This is a genomic window from Methylophilus sp., from assembly GCF_008015755.1.
Lineage (GTDB): Bacteria > Pseudomonadota > Gammaproteobacteria > Burkholderiales > Methylophilaceae > Methylophilus.
This window is the reverse complement of the sequence record NZ_SSGF01000006.1, coordinates 72,187-91,983: the sequence shown is the minus strand read 5'-3', so window position 1 is coordinate 91,983 and position 19,797 is coordinate 72,187. Positions and strand designations below refer to the sequence as shown.

The 19,797-nt window shown below is 47.8% G+C and carries 22 protein-coding genes; 4 read left to right on the top strand and 18 right to left on the bottom strand.

Annotated elements, in window-relative coordinates:
- Window positions 1–20: 20 nt before the first annotated feature.
- From flgJ to flgB, 9 genes are read right to left on the bottom strand one after another with little or no spacing between them, the layout of a single operon-like run.
- Window positions 21–1,097 (bottom strand): flagellar assembly peptidoglycan hydrolase FlgJ, encoded by a 1,077-nt coding sequence (gene flgJ / locus E6Q52_RS02300; RefSeq protein ID WP_292817931.1) that lies wholly within the window; start codon window positions 1,095–1,097, stop codon window positions 21–23.
- 12 nt (window positions 1,098–1,109) lie between these two features.
- On the bottom strand, window positions 1,110–2,255 hold the full coding sequence (locus E6Q52_RS02295; protein ID WP_292817929.1) for a flagellar basal body P-ring protein FlgI: 1,146 nt from the start codon (window positions 2,253–2,255) through the stop codon (window positions 1,110–1,112).
- Between the two features lie 11 nt (window positions 2,256–2,266).
- Entirely contained in the window at window positions 2,267–2,917 is a 651-nt protein-coding gene (locus E6Q52_RS02290) for a flagellar basal body L-ring protein FlgH (RefSeq protein ID WP_292817927.1), read from the bottom strand.
- Window positions 2,918–2,957: 40 nt separating this feature from the next.
- Window positions 2,958–3,740 (bottom strand): flagellar basal-body rod protein FlgG, encoded by a 783-nt coding sequence (gene flgG / locus E6Q52_RS02285; protein WP_292817925.1) that lies wholly within the window; start codon window positions 3,738–3,740, stop codon window positions 2,958–2,960.
- Between the two features lie 53 nt (window positions 3,741–3,793).
- Window positions 3,794–4,537, bottom strand: coding sequence for a flagellar basal-body rod protein FlgF (gene flgF / locus E6Q52_RS02280; RefSeq protein ID WP_292817924.1), 744 nt, complete (start codon window positions 4,535–4,537; stop codon window positions 3,794–3,796).
- A gap of 36 nt (window positions 4,538–4,573) precedes the next feature.
- Complete coding sequence (flgE, locus tag E6Q52_RS02275) at window positions 4,574–5,785, bottom strand: flagellar hook protein FlgE (RefSeq protein ID WP_292817922.1); 1,212 nt, start codon at window positions 5,783–5,785, stop codon at window positions 4,574–4,576.
- Between the two features lie 34 nt (window positions 5,786–5,819).
- Window positions 5,820–6,488 carry a flagellar hook assembly protein FlgD gene (locus tag E6Q52_RS02270; protein ID WP_292817920.1) on the bottom strand — a complete coding sequence of 223 codons (669 nt, stop codon included), beginning with the start codon at window positions 6,486–6,488 and terminating at the stop codon, window positions 5,820–5,822.
- A gap of 20 nt (window positions 6,489–6,508) precedes the next feature.
- Window positions 6,509–6,913: a flagellar basal body rod protein FlgC gene (gene flgC, locus E6Q52_RS02265; protein WP_292817919.1), complete on the bottom strand. Its 405-nt coding sequence runs from the start codon at window positions 6,911–6,913 to the stop codon at window positions 6,509–6,511.
- Between the two features lie 16 nt (window positions 6,914–6,929).
- Complete coding sequence (gene flgB / locus E6Q52_RS02260) at window positions 6,930–7,364, bottom strand: flagellar basal body rod protein FlgB (RefSeq protein ID WP_292817917.1); 435 nt, start codon at window positions 7,362–7,364, stop codon at window positions 6,930–6,932.
- Window positions 7,365–7,599: 235 nt separating this feature from the next.
- Here flgB and flgA point away from each other — a divergent pair, with 235 nt between their 5' ends.
- The 3 genes from flgA to E6Q52_RS02245 all read left to right on the top strand — a co-directional run bounded on the left by flgA (window position 7,600) and on the right by E6Q52_RS02245 (window position 9,332).
- Window positions 7,600–8,361, top strand: a complete 762-nt coding sequence (gene flgA, locus E6Q52_RS02255; protein ID WP_292817915.1) for a flagellar basal body P-ring formation chaperone FlgA — start codon at window positions 7,600–7,602, stop codon at window positions 8,359–8,361.
- A 168-nt stretch (window positions 8,362–8,529) separates the two neighbouring features.
- Window positions 8,530–8,847: a flagellar biosynthesis anti-sigma factor FlgM gene (gene flgM / locus E6Q52_RS02250; protein WP_292817913.1), complete on the top strand. Its 318-nt coding sequence runs from the start codon at window positions 8,530–8,532 to the stop codon at window positions 8,845–8,847.
- Window positions 8,848–8,852: 5 nt separating this feature from the next.
- Window positions 8,853–9,332, top strand: coding sequence for a flagella synthesis protein FlgN (locus E6Q52_RS02245; RefSeq protein WP_292817911.1), 480 nt, complete (start codon window positions 8,853–8,855; stop codon window positions 9,330–9,332).
- A 78-nt stretch (window positions 9,333–9,410) separates the two neighbouring features.
- On the opposite strand, the gene E6Q52_RS02240 is transcribed toward E6Q52_RS02245, so the two are convergent.
- Entirely contained in the window at window positions 9,411–11,318 is a 1,908-nt protein-coding gene (locus E6Q52_RS02240) for an ATP-binding cassette domain-containing protein (RefSeq protein ID WP_292817909.1), read from the bottom strand.
- Between the two features lie 93 nt (window positions 11,319–11,411).
- A complete protein-coding gene (locus tag E6Q52_RS02235) occupies window positions 11,412–13,139 on the bottom strand; it encodes a nucleoside-diphosphate sugar epimerase/dehydratase (protein ID WP_292817907.1) in 1,728 nt (575 codons plus the stop codon).
- 24 nt (window positions 13,140–13,163) lie between these two features.
- Between E6Q52_RS02235 and E6Q52_RS02230 the strand changes: the two genes are divergently transcribed.
- Window positions 13,164–13,310, top strand: a complete 147-nt coding sequence (locus E6Q52_RS02230) for a hypothetical protein (protein WP_292817905.1) — start codon at window positions 13,164–13,166, stop codon at window positions 13,308–13,310.
- Between the two features lie 37 nt (window positions 13,311–13,347).
- Here the strand turns inward: E6Q52_RS02230 and E6Q52_RS02225 are convergent, their stop codons facing one another.
- From E6Q52_RS02225 to E6Q52_RS02195, 7 genes are all read right to left on the bottom strand, one after another.
- Entirely contained in the window at window positions 13,348–13,920 is a 573-nt protein-coding gene (locus E6Q52_RS02225) for a sugar transferase (protein ID WP_292817903.1), read from the bottom strand.
- 16 nt (window positions 13,921–13,936) lie between these two features.
- Window positions 13,937–14,695, bottom strand: coding sequence for a glycosyltransferase family 2 protein (locus E6Q52_RS02220; RefSeq protein WP_292817901.1), 759 nt, complete (start codon window positions 14,693–14,695; stop codon window positions 13,937–13,939).
- 2 nt (window positions 14,696–14,697) lie between these two features.
- Window positions 14,698–15,645 (bottom strand): glycosyltransferase family A protein, encoded by a 948-nt coding sequence (locus E6Q52_RS02215; RefSeq protein ID WP_292817899.1) that lies wholly within the window; start codon window positions 15,643–15,645, stop codon window positions 14,698–14,700.
- A 94-nt stretch (window positions 15,646–15,739) separates the two neighbouring features.
- The gene (locus E6Q52_RS02210; RefSeq protein WP_292817897.1) at window positions 15,740–17,176 is read right to left on the bottom strand and encodes an MOP flippase family protein; all 1,437 of its coding nucleotides are present in this window, start codon (window positions 17,174–17,176) and stop codon (window positions 15,740–15,742) included.
- Window positions 17,173–17,877 (bottom strand): class I SAM-dependent methyltransferase, encoded by a 705-nt coding sequence (locus E6Q52_RS02205; RefSeq protein ID WP_292817896.1) that lies wholly within the window; start codon window positions 17,875–17,877, stop codon window positions 17,173–17,175. Before E6Q52_RS02205 ends, E6Q52_RS02210 begins: the two co-directional genes overlap by 4 nt.
- Window positions 17,864–19,000 (bottom strand): dTDP-4-amino-4,6-dideoxygalactose transaminase, encoded by a 1,137-nt coding sequence (gene rffA / locus E6Q52_RS02200; protein ID WP_292817894.1) that lies wholly within the window; start codon window positions 18,998–19,000, stop codon window positions 17,864–17,866. The genes E6Q52_RS02205 and rffA overlap by 14 nt, the downstream gene beginning before the upstream one ends.
- A gap of 55 nt (window positions 19,001–19,055) precedes the next feature.
- A complete protein-coding gene (locus tag E6Q52_RS02195) occupies window positions 19,056–19,787 on the bottom strand; it encodes an RraA family protein (RefSeq protein ID WP_292817892.1) in 732 nt (243 codons plus the stop codon).
- Window positions 19,788–19,797 lie beyond the last annotated feature (10 nt).

The following is a 19,797-nucleotide window of genomic DNA, read 5'->3' as shown; positions in this document are numbered from 1 at the left end:
TTTCTTTAGGGTGTCGCTGCTTAACCTTGTAAATTCTTAATCACTTGCGTCAGTTTCTTGCCATATTGCGGATCTGTCGCATAGCCTGCACGCTGCAATGCATTGGCGTAAGCGCTGGCATCATGGGTATTGCTCATGGCTTGCTGGTAGCGCGGATTTTGTGAAATGAGTTTGGCGTAATCCTTGAAAGCATCGCTGTAACTGTCGTAAGCGCGGAATTTTTCAACCCGAGTCTGTTTGACGCCGTTGATATATTCAGTGGTTGTGCTGGTAGCGACTTTGCCTTTCCAGTTGGCATCTGCCTTGATGCCGAACAGGTTGTGGCTGTTGACGCCATTGTCGGTTTTAATCTCATGCTTGCCCCAGCCGCTCTCAAGCGCAGCCTGGCCGATCATAAACTTGGCAGGGATGCCAGAGCTACTGCTGGCGGCCTGCGCGTGCGGTAACATGCTCTGGATAAACTGTTGTGTTTTACCTGCGACTTCGCGCATGGCGGTCGCTAATGGTGCTTGTGGCAGCGTGAAACTTTGGATATTGGCTTGTGTTTCCTCCACCAGTGGTGGCAATTCTGGAATGCCACGTGCCCAGGCGATGTCGGTATTACTATCGGTCGGGCTGTCAGTGGCCTCCCACTGCTGGTAAGCCTCACGGATTTTTTGCGCGGCTTGTGCCAGCACGGCTTTACCGTTGCTAGTGTTGGTTGTTTGGCTGGTGTGGGGCAGGGCACTGCTGCTATCTAGCTTGCCCGTTGATTTGCTATCTTTGCTGCCATCGGTGGCATCGCCCGGTTTCTGGGTAAACTTGCTCAATTGTCTAACCAGCACTTCGGTGAGCCCCAAGCCTTTCTGGCTCAGGTTGGTGCTCAGTTGCTGGTCGAGCATGCCCATAAACATCTTGCCTTGTTCGCTATCGGTGATGCCATCTTGCGGCACGGTATCACGCATGCTTTTCAGCATCATGTTCATCAGCACGCCTTCAAATTGACGTGCCACCGCCCGAATCGATTCGGGCGAATCTGTATTGCCACGCTTGAGGCTATTGAGCGAGTTACCGTCAATCGCCAGGCTCTGAGTAGTCGGGTCGACACGTGGTTGCATGGCCGTCTCCTGCTAAATCACCTCAAGCTCGGCGTTTAATGCGCCAGCAGCTTTCATGGCTTGCAAAATAGCCAGCAGGTCCTGGGGGGTGGTACCAATCGCATTGAGCGCTTTCACCACATCAGACAAGTTGGCACCGTTATTCAGCTTGAGTACTTTGCCCGGCTCTTTGTTGATGTTGATTTCTGAGACCGCAGTCGAAATTGTTTGACCATTAGAGAACGGGCCAGGCTGGCTAATCACTGGTGAGGTATTAATCACCACTGACAGGTTGCCGTGTGACACTGCGCAACTATCCAGTGTGACCGCTTTGTTCATGACCACAGAGCCGGTACGTGCATTGAGGATGATTTTGGCCGGAGTAGCCGCCAATGCGACATTGATGGTTTCCAGATTGGCCAGAAACGACACACGGCTCATGCTTTCTGGCGGACGCACCTGAATCACGCGGCCACTCTCGGCTTGTGCGGTCATCGGGCCAAATTTCTTGTTAATGGCTTCCACCACATTATTGGCGGTGGAGAAATCGCTTTCTTTCAATTCAAGTTTCACCACATCCTGATGGAGCAGGGTATTTGGCAAGGCACGTTCTACCGTGGCGCCTTCTGAAATGCGGCCGACACTTAAATGGTTGATCTGTGTTTGGCTACCATTGGCTGCCGCGCCGACGCCGCCTACCACCAGGTTGCCTTGGCCCATGGCATAAATTTGTCCGTCAGCGCCTTTTAATGGCGTCATCAGCAGGGTGCCGCCACGTAAGCTCTTGGCGTTACCCATGGAGGAGACTGTCACATCCAGCGTTTGCCCTGGTTGCGCAAAAGCGGGCAGGGAGCTGGTCACCATCACCGCTGCCACGTTTTTCAATTGCAGGTTGGTGCCAGGTGGCAAGGTAATGCCCATCTGGTTCATCATGCTGATAATACTTTGCACGGTGAATGGCGTTTGTGTCGTCATGTCGCCCGTGCCATCGAGGCCAACGACCAGGCCATAACCAATCAACTGGTTGGCGCGCACACCCTGAATATTGCTGATATCCTTGATCCGCTCAGCTTGGGCGAATGGAGTGGTGAGCAGCAAGCTGCAGGCCAGCAGGCCATATGCAACAGCGCGTGTGCCGCGCTGTGCGTTGTGAAAAAGAGTCTGTGTCAGTGTGGGCATGATTAACGCTCCTACAATGGAATCATGCTAAGGAAAAAGCGCGAGAACATGGATAGCACTTCTGCGGCATCCATTTTGCTGTTGCTGCGATATTCAATGCGGGCATCAGCCACTTTGGTCGACACCACTTCGTTGCCGATGGTAATCATGTCAGGATTTACAATGCCTGAGAACCTGACGTACTCGGTGCCTTTGTCAAAGCCGATCTGTTTCTCGCCGCTGATGACCAGGTAGCCATTAGGCAAGACGTCGACCACGGTCGCCGTGACTGAGCCGCTAAAGGTATTGCTGGCATCTGCCGCTGCTTTGTCTTTAAAGGACAGCGCAGAGCTGGCGTTAAAGGCGGCTTTAGGCACGTTATGACCAAACAGGCCAGTGACAGAAGCGGCGGTTGAGCCGTCTTTGGTTTGCTCGTTATCAGAAGCCTTGTTAGCGGTGGTGTTTTCTGCAATGCGCACAGTGACGATATCACCTACATAACGTGGACGACGGTCCTCAAACAATGGACGAAACGCAGCACTGTTGAAAATGGCGCCTTCTGTGCGCGCATCCGGACGTGCCATCGCTACCCGCGGCGTTTCAGGTTTTTGTACAATCGTTGACGGCGTGATGGAACAGCCGTTCAGCAATTGGGAAAACGCCAAGCAAAGTAGTAAGCTCATGATCGTTCTATTCATCATTTGAGTGATCCTCAAGCAGGGATTACATCTGCGACAGCTTTTGCAGCATCTGGTCCGAGGTTGTAATCGCCTTGCTATTAATTTCATACGCACGCTGGGTTTGAATCATGCTCACCAGCTCTTCCACTACGTTGACGTTAGAGGTTTCAACATAGCCTTGTGAAAGCAGACCCGCGCCATTGGTACCTGGTGTATTTGTATTTGGGTTGCCAGAAGCGGTGGTCTCTACATAGAGGTTTTCGCCTTTGGCTTGCAAGCCAGCCGGATTGATAAACGTGGCTAACTGAATCTGGCCAATTTGCGTGGTGGCCGTTGAGTTAGGGGTGGTGATTGACACCACACCATCACGTCCCACTGAGAAGCTTTGTGCATTGGCTGGAATCGTAATCGACGGTTGTACCGGGAAGCCGCTGGCGGTCACCAGTTGCCCCTGGCTATCGACCTGGAACGAGCCGTCACGGGTGTAAGCGGTGGTGCCATCTGGCAGCAATATCTGGAAAAAGCCCTGGCCCTGGATAGCAATATCTTTGTCGTTGCTGGTTTGTTGTAAATTGCCTTGGGTGAAAATACGCTCGGTGGCGACTGGTTTCACGCCCGTACCTAATTGCAAACCGCTGGGCAGCTGGCTCTGTTGTGAGCTTTGCGAGCCTACCTGGCGAATGTTTTGGTAGAGCAGGTCCTCAAACACCGCACGAGACTTTTTAAAGCCGCTGGTGCTGACGTTGGCCAGGTTGTTTGAAATCACGTCCATCTGCATTTGTTGTGCATCTAGACCGGTTTTGGAAATCCATAATGAGCGTATCATCGTTCACTCCTTGGGCTTAAAGCCGTTTTCATACTGCAATATTATTCCAACCATTAGCCATTCATACTGAAGAGCTGATCGGCTTTTCCAGCGTTGTTTTGCGCGTTTTCCAGCATTTTCATTTGCATTTCAAATTGGCGCGCCAGGCTGATCATATTCACCATGGTTTCCACCACGTTGACATTACTGGTTTCGAGGGCACCGCCGGTGACTTTGACCGTGGGGTCTAAAGGCGCTGCCTGGCCGTTGCTGGTCACAAACAAGCCATCATCGGCACGCTTGAGCGAGGCTGCTGGCGGATTAGCCAGTTTTATCCGGCCCAAAATGGTGGTCGCACCAGGCGCAGTGAAATCATTGACGCTGGAAATCGTGCCGTCGCCACCGATACTGATCACCACGTTGGGTGGGATGCTGATCGGGCCGCCATCGCCCATCACATTGAGACCTGACTCGGTTTGCAATTGGCCGTTCTCATTGATTTTGAGTGAGCCGTTGCGGGTATAACCTTCTGAACCATCTGCACGTTGTACGGCAATCCAGCCTTCACCCTGTACCGCAACATCGAGGTCGCGGCCGGTATGCTGAATACTGCCAGCCTTATAGTCGGTGCCGACGGTGGCATCGACGACAAAGGCACGCGTAGGTAAACCATCGCCTAAAATCGGTACTGCACGGAAGCTGTCCACTTGGGCTTTAAAGCCGGTCGTGGTGGCGTTGGCCAGGTTGTGGGCAGTGGTCGCCTGTTGCTCCAAAATATGCTTGGCGCCAGTCATTGCGGTATATATCAGACGATCCATAAAGCTACCCCTATCAAAAAGTGAATCAAACCTTTATTAACGCAGGTTGACCAAGGTCTGCATGACCTGATCTTGCGTTTTAATGGTTTGCGCGTTGGCCTGGTAGATACGCTGTGCGGTAATCATGTTGACCAGTTCTGCCGTCAGGTCGACGTTGGAGTCTTCCACGGCAGAGGATTGCAATACGCCCAAGGTACTGCTGCCTGGCGCACCAATCAGCTCATCGCCAGACTCATAAGTCGATGCCCACTGGTTGCCACCCAACGATTGCAAGCCGTTCGGGTTTACAAAGTTAGCCAGTACAACGCGACCTAAGTCTTTAGATTGACCGTTGGTATAGCGGCCTTGAATAATGCCGTCATCGCCAATGGTAAAGCTGGCAATACGGCCAGAAGAGTAACCATCTTGGCTCAGCTTGTTAACGCTGAAAGAGGAGCCGTACTGTGTGCTTTTTGAGTAATCAAAGCCGATGTTCATGGTGGCACCGCCAGTGGTCGGTGTGAAGCTGACTGCCGGGATGCTAGAGTTGGTTGAGTCGTAACCGCCCGCATTAAATACCATGGATGGGGTTGGGCTTGGCGTCACATCGCTTCCATCTACAGTGGTGTACACGCTCCAGGTGTTCGCTGCCGTTTTCACATAATAGTTTTGCACATTATGTGAGTTACCCAGGTTGTCATACACCGTAATCGCGGTTGAGTTGGTGTAGCTGGTTGGGTCAGTAGAGCTGAATGGTGTCACTGTTTGGTCAATATTGGCACTGGCCGAGTTCAGATTCAAGGTGCCGGTAATCTTCTGTGAGGCCACCGGTTGCAGGTCGCTGGTGTCGATCTGGATTTCTACTGGGCTGGAACCGTTGAGGTTGTCCGCGCTGTTACCCATCAGGCGTTTGCCGTCACTGGTGACAATGTAGCCATTTTTATCCATCTGGAACTGGCCGTTACGCGTGTAGGTCACCGCGCCGTTATTGCTCAGGCGGAAAAAGCCGGCGCCGTTAATCGCCACATCCAGTGTGTTGTTGGTGGCCGTAATATTACCTTGGGTAAACTGCTGCGCCACATCAGAGATTTTGGTACCAATACCGATTTGTGTCGTCCCCGCGCCACTTAATGAGGCCGCGAACACATCAGAAAATTCTGCACGAGACTGTTTAAAACCAACGGTGTTAGCGTTAGAAACGTTGTTGCCAATCACTTCCAGTGCTTTGGACGCTGCGTTTAAACCACTTAAGCCTTGTGAAAAAGCCATGTTATCTCTCCTTGGTAAGGACTAAAAATTAAAATTAGAAAATCTCTGAAATATCCGATGCAGATACCGTTGTGTTATTGCTCAGGTTCAGTTTTGCACCACTGGTGCTGGTGGTGACGCTTTGGACCTGTGCCAAACTGAGGGCAGTACTGCTCACTGCGGTATCGCCGGTTTTGGCGGTAATGTCAAAGCTATAGTCACCACTTGGTGCCGTCGTGCCATCATCCATTTTTCCATCCCAGCTCAGTGCGTTAACACCCACATCCTGTTTACCAAAGGTCAGTGTGCGAATAGTGGCACCAGAGCCGTTTTTAATGGCCACGGACAAGCTATCTGCGCCGTTAGGTACGTTGACGCCAAAGTAACCACCCGTCTCGGTATGGGTGAGCGTTTTGCCCTCTACCAATACGTTACGGCCTATCATGCTGGTGGCCTGGTAGGCTTGACCCAGTTGTACGCTGCCAATCAGGCTGCTCATGGTTTCATTCAGCTTGTTAATGCCAGTCACCGTGTTTAACTGCGCCATCTGGCTGGTCACCTGGGCGTTATCCATCGGGTTTAACGGATCCTGGTTTTTCATCTGCGTCACCAGCAGGGTCATGAAGCGGTCTTGTGTCTCATCGGTGGTGCTGGCGGTATTGCGCGTGTTCACTGAACTCAGTAAATCCTGTGACACCTGATTGTTGGTATTAACGGTGGTCATGCTGAAATCCTTTCTGCAGGTTATTGACCGATATTCAGTGTTTTAAGCAACATGGTTTTCGCCGCATTCATGGTTTCCACGTTGTTTTGATAGGCGCGTGAGGCTGAAATCATGTTCACCATTTCTTCGGTCACGTTGACATTTGGCATGGTGATATAACCATCGCCATTGGCCATAGGGTGTTTGGGGTCGTAGACCATTTTGCCTGGCTTGGTATCTTCAATGACGCGATCTACCTCAACCGTGCTGCTCTTGTTGGCGGCATCCTGCACCGCCTTGAACACGACTTGTTTGGACTGGTAGGGCTTGCCATCTGAGCTCACCACACTATCGGCGTTGGCTAAGTTACTGGCGACGGTGTTCAGGCGCAGCGATTGCGCACTCATGGCCGAGCCGGAAATTTTGAATACGTTAAACAGAGACATCACTGACCTCCTTTAATTATTGCTGACCGTTAATCGCAGACAGCATCTTTTTAATCTGGCCGCCTATCATGGTCAGGCTGGCTTCATAACGGATACCGTTATCGACATAAGCATTACGCTCAACATCCATATCAACTGTGTTGCCATCGGCCGAGCCTTGTACCACAGAGCGGAACAGCGGGTCACTGGCGCCACTCACATAGCCACTGTTACCCATGCCGTTTAAATGGCCACTATTAGTTTGTTGCAGGGCGCCACCGTTTGTAGGTGTGCCCGCAGAAGCATTCGGTTGTAATGCCGCCTTCATGGCAGACTGAAAGTCGATATCGCGTGCTTTATATTGCGGCGTATCGGCATTGGCAATATTCGATGCCAACAGCTCTTGACGTTCATTGCGCACGCGCAATGCCGTCTGATGGAAATTCAGTGCGGCGTCCAGTTTGTTTATCATCGTTTATCCTTTCCTGGCTGTTCTCAAGCCCTGTTCAACGCTTGTTGCTGTCGAACCTCTAAAGTTTTGTCTGTGGTGACCGTTAACCCGATTAAGCAGGTCTGGTTTGCACACGTGACTTTTACTAGCTATGCTTAGTGTACGCCGCGGCCTATACGATGATTCTTCAATTAAACGGGGGAAATCCCCTTTAATTCCGATATTAAATCCGCCCGCGATACGTAAAATAGGGCACATGAAACAACACCAGCCCCAGATTGTGATGACGCTCATTGTTGGCCTGTTATGGCTGATGAGTGGCTCTGTGCATGCGGCAGACCGCACTGTGATTGCGAATCAGCACGCAGCGGGTGCTGCCACTGTGGGTAACGACATGCACAGCCGCTTGTATCAGACGGCGATGCAATATGTGCAAAGCCAGACACAAGGGTATCCGGGCAAAGTCAACATCGAGATTCAGCCGCTGGATAGCCGCATCCGCATTGCCGAGTGTGCCTTGATGGAAGGGTTTACCGTGCAGGGCGCACGTTTGTGGGGTAAAACCCATATTGGTGTGCGTTGCCTGCAATCTGACACCAAGCCATGGACGCTTTACGTGCAGGCCGATGTGCAGGTGTGGGGAGAATACGCAGTCACTGGTTTGCCGGTTGCCCAAGGCTCTGCAGTACAACCCACAGACGTGGTGATGCAGGCTGGTGATTTAAGCAAATTGCCTGCGGGCATCATTACAGATTTGTCTATGCTGGCTGGTAAGCAAGCCGCGTTGAACTTGCCATTAGGCACTGTGTTAAGACCTGAATTATTAAAGTCTGTGCCAGTGATTATGCAAGGACAAACCGTACAGTTAAATAGTCGTGGTGACGGCTTCGTCATCACTGCCGATGGCACTGCCATGCAAACCGCCAATGTGGGCCAGGTGGTGGATGTGAAAGTCAGTAGTGGTCAGATTGTAAAAGGCGTGGCGCAGTCTTCCGGTAAGGTAGACGTCCGCTTTTAGTCAGGCTGACAACGATTTTTAATTGAAAAATGTCTGAAAATTATAAACATGCGATAAAAAGTATATTAAGCACTAAAGTTCGCTTAAACTATGCCGATAGTACTGTTAACGAATGAGGGTTTGGCTTTGATAAACCCTGACACAATTCAAAATCAGAAGAGGTACGGCATGAACATTTCAGATTCGATTAAAAAAATGGGTGTTGGCGTAGACAAGCCGACTTTGGACAAAGGCACTGCCAATAAAGGCAGTGAAAAAGCAACGAGCACATCGACCGCTTCTTCAGACAATGTGACTTTATCTTCTGCCTCAGTGCAGTTGCAGTCATTAGAGGCTGGCATGGCATCTGGTGAGGTGTTTGACACCAATAAAGTCGAAGAAATCAAAGCCGCGATTGCGCGAGGTGATTTCTCAGTCGATACCGCCAAAGTAGCCGATGGCTTGCTGCAATCTGTGAAAGATTTGATACAACCGAATAAAGGCTGACCACAATGACCACTGCAAATCATTTATCTTCCTCATCCGTGACGTTTGAAAAAGACGCCGCACTGGTGTCTGAGCTGTTGAGTGATTTGCAATCTGAGCAATCTGCCTTGGTGACAGCTGATCTGGATACGATTGAGCGCATGGTCGATAAACGTGTAGAACTGCTACAAGCACTCGGTGCCGCAGCCAATGCGCGTTACGATGCATTGGCCGCCGCGGGGTTTGAGCCGAACGAGCAGGGCATGTCTGTCTGGCTGCAAAAACAGTCCAGCCAATTGTTAGACAGTGCCTGGGTCACTTTTCAGCAACAGCTAACACAAGCCAAAGAGCTCAATCGCGTCAATGGCATTTTAATCAATAAACACTTTCTGCGTAATCAGGAAAAACTAGATGCGTTGAACGGCAAGAGTTCTGCACCGCAGTTTTATGGCAAAAACGGCCAAGCCCATAGAGCCAACGCCAGCCGGAGTGGCTTCTCAGTATAAAGACTGATACATACGACTAAACACAAAACAGCCGAAGCATAAATCTTCGGCTGTTTTGTTTTAATGCGATCTGCCTGCTTAAACTAAGCTTTCCAGTGTCTCCCAGCGCGCAAGCTTTTGCACGATCAGCAACTCAATCTCGGCCAACCGGTCTTGTAATTGTTTCACCTGCTCAGGCGCTTGTTTGTAAATATCACCTTGTGCAAACTGATTCTGAATTGAAGCTTGCTCTTGCTCCAGCTGCTCAATCTCTGCTGGCAGCGTTTCCAGCTCACGTTGTTCTTTAAAGCTCAACGATTTTTTGGCGCTAACCGACGGAATAGGGCTGCTGGCTACAGTCGCGGCCACCGCTGGTTTTTGCGTCGCAGCGGGTTTGCTGGTGCGATCCTGGGTAAATCTTAACCAGTCATCGTAACCACCACCAAATTCGGTTAATTTGCCTTGGCCTTCAAACGCAATCACTTGCGTCACGGTGTTTTCTAAAAAGGCTCTGTCATGGCTGACCAGAAAAAGGGTGCCTGAATAGTCCTGTAATAGCGTCTCCAATAACTCCAAAGTATCAATATCCAGGTCATTGGTCGGCTCATCTAACACCAGAACGTTAGCCGGCCGCGCAAACAGGCGCGCTAACAGTAAACGGTTGCGTTCACCGCCAGAGAGTGATTTGACGGGTGAGCGTGAGCGTTGTGGCGGAAACAGGAAGTCTTCGAGGTAGCTGATGACATGTTTGCGCTCATTACCGATTTCAACAAAGTCAGAGCCCGGGCTGATGGTGTCGGCCAAGGTGGCTTCTTCATCTAACTGCTCACGCATCTGGTCAAAATAAGCGACATTGATTTTAGTGCCGCGCTGAATGTCGCCACTATCTGCTTCAATATCGCCTAAAATCAGTTTTAATAGCGTGGATTTACCAATGCCGTTGGGCCCTAATAAACCGATTTTATCGCCACGCAAAATACGTGTGCTAAAGCCTTTGATTAATGTTTTATCGCCATATGACTTATAAACCTGGTCCAGCTCAGCCACCAGTTTGCCACTGCGTTCGCCCGCATCCAGATTGAGTTTGACATCGCCTTGGCGCTCACGCCTAGCTGCTCGGTCTAAGCGGAGCGCTTCTAATCTTCTCACGCGCCCTTCATTACGGGTGCGACGTGCTTTAATGCCTTGGCGGATCCAGACTTCTTCCTGCGCCAAAAACTTATCAAACTTAGCCGCATGGGTTTCTTCAACAGCGAGTAACTCTTCTTTTTTAATTTGGTATTGTGAAAAGTTGCCCACAAAGTCTGTCAAATTGCCACGGTCCAATTCGGTAATGCGTGTAGCCAGTTTGTCTAAAAAACGGCGGTCATGGGTAATAAACAACACACTGCCATTAAAGCCTAACAACAAATCTTCCAGCCATTCGATGGCTTCCAGATCCAGGTGGTTGGTTGGCTCATCAAGCAATAGTACTTCAGGCTCTGCCACCAGCGCGCGCCCAAGCGCGACGCGTTTACGCCAGCCACCAGACAGTGTGGAGACCAGTACATCTGCATCCAGTTTCAATCGGCTGAGCACGGTTTCTACTCGTGATTGCGCAACCCAGCCGTTTTGCGCGTCCATTTCATGCTGCAAAGCTTGCATACGTTCCATCAACACCTCAATATTGGCATCTGGCATGCCCATGTCATGGGTGACCTGATGGTAGTCAATGATGGTTTGTTGCAAACTGCCCAACCCTTCTGCAACGGCTTCAAATACGGTGTGTGTATTATCCAGTTCAGGCTCTTGTGGTACATAGACCACGCGCACGTTGGGTGCACGCCATACGGTGCCATCATCTAGTTTGATCGTACCCGCAATGGCTTTGAGTAAACTGGATTTACCGGCTCCATTGCGGCCAATCAAGCCAACGCGTTCACCAGGATCTAACTGAAATGAGGCTTGGGCAAGTAAGGCATGATGACCAAATGCGAGACTGGCATTATCAAGCGTAATATGGGGCATAAAGAGTACTCAAAGCAGTGCGAATGGAAGGGGCACTATTGTAAACGACATCAAACCGCAGAATATGCTGAATAGGTAAATATCAACAATATATCAGTGTATATGCTGCGAAGGTGAGGGCAGGGTGTCCAGTGATAACACGCCACCACGCAAAGAAACATCAGGCGCCGGGCGCGTATCCGGTTGGTATTCTTCTACCCAACGCTGTAAGTCTTGCTTGATTTGCACTTCTTGTAAATGTGGCACGCTTGCCAGCCACTCCAGCAAGTTACTTAACCAAAGCGTATCTGCGCTTCGCGCTTGTGCAATGCGTAATTTTTCGTGGCTGGTCGGCAGGGTGTTTTCATCATCTGCCAGCAGCTCTTCATAGAGTTTTTCGCCTGGGCGTAATCCGGTAAATTCAATGCGAATTTCTTGTTCTTGCAAGCCAGATAATTTAATCATGTCGCGCGCCAGATCAATAATCTTCACCGGTGTGCCCATATCCAGCACAAACACTTCGCCGCCATTGCCCATGGTCGCGGCTTGCAACACCAACTGGGCTGCCTCGGGGATAGACATAAAGTAACGCGTGATGTCAGGATGAGTAATCGTCAGTGGCCCGCCGTGCGCGATCTGCTCACGGAACTTGGGGATCACGCTGCCACTGCTGCCCAACACATTGCCAAAGCGCACGGTGATAAAGCGAGTATTGCTACTGTCGGCATGTTGCAAGCCCTGACAAATGAGCTCTGCCAATCGTTTGCTGGCCCCCATGACATTCGTCGGGTTAACGGCTTTATCGGTGGATACCAAGACAAACGTCGGCACCCCTGCCGCCTGGCAAGCCGCCGCAATCTGGTAAGTGCCATGCGCATTGTTTTGCAAGGCCTCCACCACATTAAAATGCTCCATCATCGGCACATGCTTGTAAGCGCCAGCATGCAAGACCACGTCAGGTTGATGGCTTTGTAAAATGCGCTGAATACGCGTCTGGTTTTTCACATCGGCCACCAGGTAAACCAGCTCGGTATCTGTCACCCATTGGCTAAATTCCTGCTGGAGCGTATAAAGCGCATACTCTGAAATATCCAGACAAATCAATTGCGCAGGGTGAAAACTCAATATCTGCCGACACAACTCAGAGCCAATCGAGCCAGCGGCACCAGACACCAACACCACTTTATTTGCCAGCATACTGCTTAAGCCATGTGTATCCAACTGCACCACATCACGGCCAAGCAAATCCTCTACATCAATCTTGCGAATCTGCGATAAGCTAATCCGGCCACTGATCAGATCCGACATCGCAGGCAAGGTCAACACCTCCATGCCCTCGACTTTACGCGCTGCCTCAACCGCCATGCGACGCTTTTCATGTCTACTCCCCGGCATTGCAATCATGCAGTGCTGGCAGTTGTGACGCGCCGCAATCTGCGCCATATCCTCCAAGCCGCCCTCGACCTTGGTGTGCATGATCTCTCGCCCGACCAACTTGTTGCTAGGGTCAACCATCGCCACCACGCGCCACTCAGGGTTTTTGCTCAGCTCTTTAATCAGGTTAAACGAAGCGTCTTCAACACCAATCACAATCACAGGTTTGCCTTGCAGCGCAATGCCGTTAAACAAACGGCGCTCTTTCCAGGCGCGATAAATAAAGCGGCTGCCGCCCATGGTTAACAGCAATAACATGGGGTTTAGAATTAGTACCGAGCGTGGAATGACGATTGAAGGGTGTACCAATAAGGCAAAGGTGGCGCTCAGTAGCGCAGCAAATGCCACAGCACGCATAATGCGTTTTAAGTCAGGCAGGCTGGCAAAGCGCCAAACGCCTTTGTACAAACCAAAACTGTAGAAGCAAATACTATGAAAAATGAAGATAATTGGGAGGCTTTGAAAGAAAAAACTGACGAATTGATTAGGGATATGGAAATTAAAACGAAGTGCAAACGCCATCAGCCAGGCAGCAATGACTACGATGGCATCATGCAGAAAAGCCAAAAAAGACAATAATTTTGGATGGAGTTTAAGCATGGTTGCAATTCAATAATCAATGCGTGATGTTATCACGTCTTAACACTTTGATTGCAGTCAGTAAAATAATCTTGAAATCCAGCCAAACTGATTGGTGGGCAAGGTAATATGCATCCAAAGCCACTTTTTGCGGAATCGGAATCTCATCCCTGCCGTTGATTTGCGCCCAGCCAGTGATGCCGGGTTTCAATGTGTGCACGCCTTGCTCTGTGCGCAAGCTAACAAGGTCATCTTGGTTAAACAGGGCAGGGCGTGGCCCCACAATCGACATGTCCCCTTTAAGCACACTCCATAACTGCGGCAATTCATCCAGGCTTGTTTTGCGTATAAAACTGCCAATAGGTGTAAGAAAACTATTGGGATTGCTTTGTTGATTCATTAAATGCGTGGCAATTTGTGGGGTGCCAGTTTGCATGGATCTAAATTTTGGCATTGAAAATATTGTATTACATTTGCCAATACGACGAGACCAATAAAGTGCATCCCCTTTGGAGGTGAGTTTCACAGCTAAAGCAGTGAGTACGATCGGAATCAACAGCAACAGTAATAATAGTAAAGACAAAATAATGTCTAATAGGCGTTTAAGCATCTGAGTGTGAATGGAGTTAATGTTTTTTGAAACTAAAGGCGTATTTTTTTAAACCATGCCAAAAGTAATACGAGAAATAGTAAACAGACTTCCAAAAAGGAATCTGCTCTCTTGTTCTAAATCCCACCCATTTTTGATAAGCAACCTCTAGTTTATTGCGCGATGCCGAGTTTGGCCTTAAGCGGTAGATAGCGAGCGCAGACTGGTATCCGTGAGCCTGAGGTGTTTTTTTCAGCAATGCTAGCCAGAAGAAGTAATCCTCGTTAATTTTTCCTTCCATTCTGCTGTCCCCAACCAGTTCACGGCGTATAAATGCAGTTAGACAAGAGATAACACATACTTTGAGCATGCTTTCATAGGTTGCCACCACCGGAACCGTAAACTCTTTTTGTATATTGGATAATGTGTTGATCGCAATTTCATAAGAGGCGTAACAAAAACTGTAATTATTTTTGCTGGAAAAAGAATACATATCCTCTAAGAATGTTGGATACCAAAAATCATCGCTATCTAAAAAAGCAATATAAGCACCTTGTGCGATATCCATTCCTTTATTTCGGGCTTCAGCGGCGCCACCATTACGATGATTCCTGATCAGTTTAATTCTGGGATCATTTTGAACATAACTTTCAACAATCGAGCATGATTCATCAGAGGAATAATTGTCGACAATGATCATTTCCCACTCTGGTAATGTTTGTGACAATACCGATTGAATGGTCTCTTCAATATATAAACCCGAGTTATACATCGGCGTAATGATAGAAACTTTCATATTTATTTGTGATACTTTCCACCAAACCAATCATAAATAGGTGACAGCACCCTCTCTGCGAGATTGGCACCGAGGATCGTGTGCAATAGCCTATAGTATAGTGGCCACTTTTGCTTGTAGTTTGAATAGGTTGATTTGGCTTCATTAAAAGCAAAACTAGCAAATGACGGTAGGCTATGCCTTAATGCGAGTCTACCCACCCACCAATATCTCATCGAAATATATGGTCGCATATCTCCTGAAACTGCGCTTTGTAGAGCCTCACCAGTAAAACGTACTTTGTCTATTTCATGTGCAATTGAGCTGTCTGTATGCCTTTTTCTTTTATTAGAAATTCTGCCGTCAGCCGCATGCACACGATAAAAATAAACATTCGTATCCATGTGCACAAATTGATAACCTTTACCGGCCAACCTGACATGCAGATTCCACTCTTGCCCATTTTTAAATCTGGTATCAAAGCCGCCAATAGCTTCTAACATGTATTTGCGATGCAAAGGGGTGGTGGTCAGTAAATCAGAAAACAGTAACGTGGCTGTTTGATTTTGAGGTGCAATACGCGTGTTAACTGGTTTGAGCGTGTTTTGGCTCACTATCGTAAAGTTGCCATAAACAATTGTGTTGTTATCGTGTTTGAGCGCTTCCTCTACTTGTAATGCAATACAGTCCTTTTCCAGGTAATCATCAGCATCTAAAAACTTAACAAACTCCCCACGCGCTGCATCCAATCCCCGGTTTCTTGCGACACAAGCGCCAGCATTTTTCTGATGAATGATTTTAAGCTGGGGTATCAGTGAGATTTTTTCTAGGCCATTATCTACAGAGCCATCATCCACAATGATGATTTCAATGTTTGAATAGCTTTGATTCAAAATACTGTTGACGCACTCTTCAATAAATTGCGCTGCGTTAAAATACGGGATGATGATGCTGACAAGAGGGGGAAGCATTTAGAGAGCATTGCCTAGTAATAAGGTCGCGAGTGCATTTTGGTAAAAAGTCATAGAGTTCATGATTTTAAATCATTCTTTGTTGCATGAATGCTTATCTTCCTTTGATAAACTCCATGATGACTTTAAACCATGTTTTATTAAAATAAAAACTCATTATTAAATAAGAGGCTGAAGAGATTAATAGCGCTCCTATGAGTCTGTAAATTGGCGTTGTGGCTAATGTTATCGCCAAATATCCAGTAATCACAGCAAGCATTGAGATTAGTAATGGTTTTATCAGGTGTCCTGAATACTCGCCAAAGCCTATTCCTGATAATGGTTTGATCAGAAAGTACCAGTTAGGCCAGTATCCGACAATGCCCAAAAGCACCATGGAAATAGCCATGCCTGTTGCACCATAGTGACTGCCTAACCAAATCGCAGGTGGGGTGATGAACAGCCATGTCAGATTCCATTTAAAACTGAGGTCTGCTCTGCCTTTAGCCATCAGTAAGCTCCCCACTGGATTACCAGTAGATCTGAGTAGTGCCCATGCTGCAAATATTTGCATTAACGGGATGGCAGAAGACCAACTTTCGCCCAAATATAAAGCTACAACTTCGGGGGCAAAAAAGATCAGAAAGATGTATATCGGAAAATTGATCGATGCCGTCATGAGCATCGTCTGTAAATAGATGCGTTTTAGCAAAGCTGAGTCATTTTGCGCTTGCGCCATTACAGGCAGGCCAACTTGCGTCACAATCGGGTTAACAATCATGGCGATATTCAAGTTAAGACTTTTGGCAATGCTATATTGGCCAATGGCCTGCGCTGACATCATTTTTCCACCCAGCAAAACATCAATTTGTGAGTTGAATGAGTTAGCTAGATTGTTCGCCATCATATAGCCACCAAACTGCAAGAACTCACGAATTTCGCTGAGCTTAAGTCTTATTAGAGGTCTCCAGCCATCTGATAAATAGACCCATGACAACAAGCTACTTAATACTGAGGTGATTAATGCACCAATGAGTAAAGAATAAACGCCAAACCCAACAAATGCGGAGGCGATGGCAGATATAAAGCCTAAAAGCGCCGCTGATACATCCACTTTGGCCAGAGGTGAAAAATTGAGGTTTTTCTGTGCTTTTAAGCGTAGCTGTAGACCAATAGAGCTTGCTATCATTGCCAGCGCAGCTAATGTAATTAAGTTTTCAAGATTTGGCTGTTGATACCATGTTGCCAGCAGCCCACTAAATAGCACTAGCGCTATCGCCAACACCGATGTGGCACAAACATTGAGCCAATACAGGCTGGATTGTTGAGTGTTAGAGATGTTCTGGTAATGGATAATCGCATTACTGATGCCGGCATCTGCGAAAATCTGCAAAAAAGCCATGATAGACGTCACGATAGCAGCAAGGCCAAAATCCGCAGGCGTTAATATTCTGGCCAGAATCGCAATTTGAGCAAATTGCAAAAATGCTCTGGTAAACAACGAGAATGAGGTCCACCTGATGGCAGAAAATGCTTGTTTTTTGAGCGTCATTTGGCCAATGGTTTTTTGGCTGTTACAAAATAACCTATTGTTTCCGCGCTCCAGTCGGAGTCTAGTTTGTCCAGATGCGGGGCAATCATTTGACCGATATACCAAAAAGGGATGCAAGTAATCATAAAGAGCCGTTTAAGCAAACGAGGGCCACGAATAACTCGCAAACTAAAATAGTTAAATTTTAAAAACCACATGCTAAAAAAACCCGATTGTGGCTCAACCGCAACATTAGTAAAGCCTGCTTTTTCCAACATATATTTAAGGCCATAGGGGGTATATCTAAAAAAGTCGTATGGCACTTCATGCAACCACCATTGCCATGGCACCTGCATCACGAAGTTTCCCCCAGGTTTTAGAATGCGGTTAGCCTCGTTGAGCATTGTTTGTGGCTCGCGAAGGTGCTCCATGACTGACATAGAGATAACAGTATCGGCAACTTCAGAGTCTATAGGTAGTTCAAGATTGAGGTCGGCGCTAATATCCGCATGCGTGTTATGGTAGCTGCCAGTCCAGTCGACGCCTATGTACCTCTCGGCAAAATTAAGAAAAAATTCCTTATGAGGTGCTTCGCCACAGCCCAGGTCGTAAAGTTGACCTTTATATTTTTCGCTATTCTTTGTTAGGAAGCGATCACCAATGTCATAAACCAACCAATTGTAAAGGCGGCGATTGGAGTGCTTACTACTAATTTTTCTCATAAAAACTCAAAACACTTTTCACTACATGGTTCAACGAATCCTGGCCAAAATTAAACCACATAGGTAATCTGATCAGTCGCTCACTCTCTGCCGTTGTGAACTGATCTGCACCATTAAATCGGGAAAACTGTTTTCCTGCAGGCGCGTTGTGCAGCGGCACGTAGTGAAAAACAGCGTAAACCCCTTCAGCTTTCAGATGTGACAGCAATTCGGTACGCTGCAACAGGTTTTTGGTTTTAAGGTAAAACATATGTCCGTTATGTTGGCAATCTTCAGGACTGATCGGAAGTTCGAACTTTTCCTGTGTTGCTAAGTTGCTTAGTTGTTCGTAGTAACTATTCCAACTTGCCAGTCTGTTCTCAGTGATTTGGTTCGCTTGCTCTAACTGTCCCCAAAGGTAAGCCGCTTGTATCTCACTCGGCAAATAGCTACTACCAATATCTACCCAGGTATATTTGTCGACCATGCCACGGAAAAACTGGCTACGGTTGGTGCCTTTTTCACGAATAATCTCTGCACGAGCAACAAATTGTGCATCGTTAATGATGAGTAACCCACCTTCGCCACCACTGGTGAAGTTTTTAGTTTCATGAAAGCTGAATGCTGCAAGATGACCAATAGAGCCTAGTTGTTTACCTTTGTAGGTCGACATCATGCCTTGTGCAGCATCCTCTACCACATACAATTTGTGTCTATTAGCAATATCCATGATCACATCCATGTCACAGCCAACACCCGCATAATGTACTGGCACTATCGCTTTGGTTTTCGGGGTAATTGCAGCCTCAATCAGGCGTTCGTCAATATTTAGTGTATCTGGTCTAATGTCAACAAAAACGATTTTTGCCCCACGCATAACGAATGCATTTGCCGTGCTCACAAACGTGTAGCTGGGCATAATGACTTCGTCACCTGGTTGAATATCTATTAGTATCGCTGCAATTTCAAGAGCCTGAGTGCACGAGGGCGTAAGTAGTGCTTTGTTGCAATTCAGCTTTTCCTCGAACCACTGTTGACAGAGTAATCCGTATTTGCCATCGCCAGAAATTTTTTCACTGCGCATAGCATTCAATACATGCTGCTCTTCATTGCCTGTGTATGGGGGGCGATTAAATGGGATCATGCTTTGAGGTTCTTTTCTTTTATGACGTTACAGCACAAAATAATCTGAAAAACTATTATTCACTAGTTTTTCCTTGATCTAGGGCTTTTGATAACTCGCTTAACTGTTCGATATGGGTACTTGATAGCAGACTTTGCTCTGTTAGATATGCCTTATCGCATACTATTTTTTTTGTATCCCATTTTAACGTGTCAAGACAAAAGAACCATATATCCTCTTGCATTTCGATCAGTTTTAACTGGGTCAGCATTTCTTCATTCAGTCTGTCGGCAGGTATAACAGTCACTCCACCATCATCACATATCGCAATTCCACCTTCATAGGTTGCGCGCATTTGCTTTTCTAAGTCTTCGGGATATGGTTTGGCTGGATCATTAAAGCAGCCCAGTGGAGAAACGCCTTCTGCCCAAACGGAGTAATTTTGACGCTTTAAGGTTGCAGCGTCTCGTACTAACCCTTGTACGACAAGAGCTGCCGCGCCCTTGTACAATAAGATGTATTTAGAAACCAGATCTCCGATAATGGCCCTGTCCTCACATGCATGTGCGAAGATGATAACAACTTCGCCCTTTTTTACTTCTCGTATTTGCTCATGCACTGCATAGTTCGAGTTGTGCGCAGTAAATATCGCTCTGACGGGGCCTACTCTGTACTGATTAGGGTTCAGCGCAGTTACTTTTGGCAGTACACCTGACTTTCCCAATGCGTCAGCAACTTCAGTTGTTGAAACGCGATTTTCGGTACAAAAATCAATGATTTTACTTTTATAGCTCACTTTTTTTCCCAATAAATTTCTG

Excerpts from the sequence above, each read along its gene's own strand:
- flgJ (WP_292817931.1), bottom strand. The coding sequence starts at position 1,097 with ATGCAACCACGTGTCGACCCGACTACTCAGAGCCTGGCGATTGACGGT.
- E6Q52_RS02295 (WP_292817929.1), bottom strand. The coding sequence starts at position 2,255 with ATGCCCACACTGACACAGACTCTTTTTCACAACGCACAGCGCGGCACA.
- E6Q52_RS02290 (WP_292817927.1), bottom strand. The coding sequence starts at position 2,917 with ATGAGCTTACTACTTTGCTTGGCGTTTTCCCAATTGCTGAACGGCTGT.
- flgG (WP_292817925.1), bottom strand. The coding sequence starts at position 3,740 with ATGATACGCTCATTATGGATTTCCAAAACCGGTCTAGATGCACAACAA.
- flgF (WP_292817924.1), bottom strand. The coding sequence starts at position 4,537 with ATGGATCGTCTGATATATACCGCAATGACTGGCGCCAAGCATATTTTG.
- flgE (WP_292817922.1), bottom strand. The coding sequence starts at position 5,785 with ATGGCTTTTTCACAAGGCTTAAGTGGTTTAAACGCAGCGTCCAAAGCA.
- E6Q52_RS02270 (WP_292817920.1), bottom strand. The coding sequence starts at position 6,488 with ATGACCACCGTTAATACCAACAATCAGGTGTCACAGGATTTACTGAGT.
- flgC (WP_292817919.1), bottom strand. The coding sequence starts at position 6,913 with ATGTCTCTGTTTAACGTATTCAAAATTTCCGGCTCGGCCATGAGTGCG.
- flgB (WP_292817917.1), bottom strand. The coding sequence starts at position 7,364 with ATGATAAACAAACTGGACGCCGCACTGAATTTCCATCAGACGGCATTG.
- flgA (WP_292817915.1), top strand. The coding sequence starts at position 7,600 with ATGAAACAACACCAGCCCCAGATTGTGATGACGCTCATTGTTGGCCTG.
- flgM (WP_292817913.1), top strand. The coding sequence starts at position 8,530 with ATGAACATTTCAGATTCGATTAAAAAAATGGGTGTTGGCGTAGACAAG.
- E6Q52_RS02245 (WP_292817911.1), top strand. The coding sequence starts at position 8,853 with ATGACCACTGCAAATCATTTATCTTCCTCATCCGTGACGTTTGAAAAA.
- E6Q52_RS02240 (WP_292817909.1), bottom strand. The coding sequence starts at position 11,318 with ATGCCCCATATTACGCTTGATAATGCCAGTCTCGCATTTGGTCATCAT.
- E6Q52_RS02230 (WP_292817905.1), top strand. The coding sequence starts at position 13,164 with ATGAAAAATGAAGATAATTGGGAGGCTTTGAAAGAAAAAACTGACGAA.
- E6Q52_RS02225 (WP_292817903.1), bottom strand. The coding sequence starts at position 13,920 with ATGCTTAAACGCCTATTAGACATTATTTTGTCTTTACTATTATTACTG.
- E6Q52_RS02220 (WP_292817901.1), bottom strand. The coding sequence starts at position 14,695 with ATGAAAGTTTCTATCATTACGCCGATGTATAACTCGGGTTTATATATT.
- E6Q52_RS02215 (WP_292817899.1), bottom strand. The coding sequence starts at position 15,645 with ATGCTTCCCCCTCTTGTCAGCATCATCATCCCGTATTTTAACGCAGCG.
- E6Q52_RS02210 (WP_292817897.1), bottom strand. The coding sequence starts at position 17,176 with ATGACGCTCAAAAAACAAGCATTTTCTGCCATCAGGTGGACCTCATTC.
- E6Q52_RS02205 (WP_292817896.1), bottom strand. The coding sequence starts at position 17,877 with ATGAGAAAAATTAGTAGTAAGCACTCCAATCGCCGCCTTTACAATTGG.
- rffA (WP_292817894.1), bottom strand. The coding sequence starts at position 19,000 with ATGATCCCATTTAATCGCCCCCCATACACAGGCAATGAAGAGCAGCAT.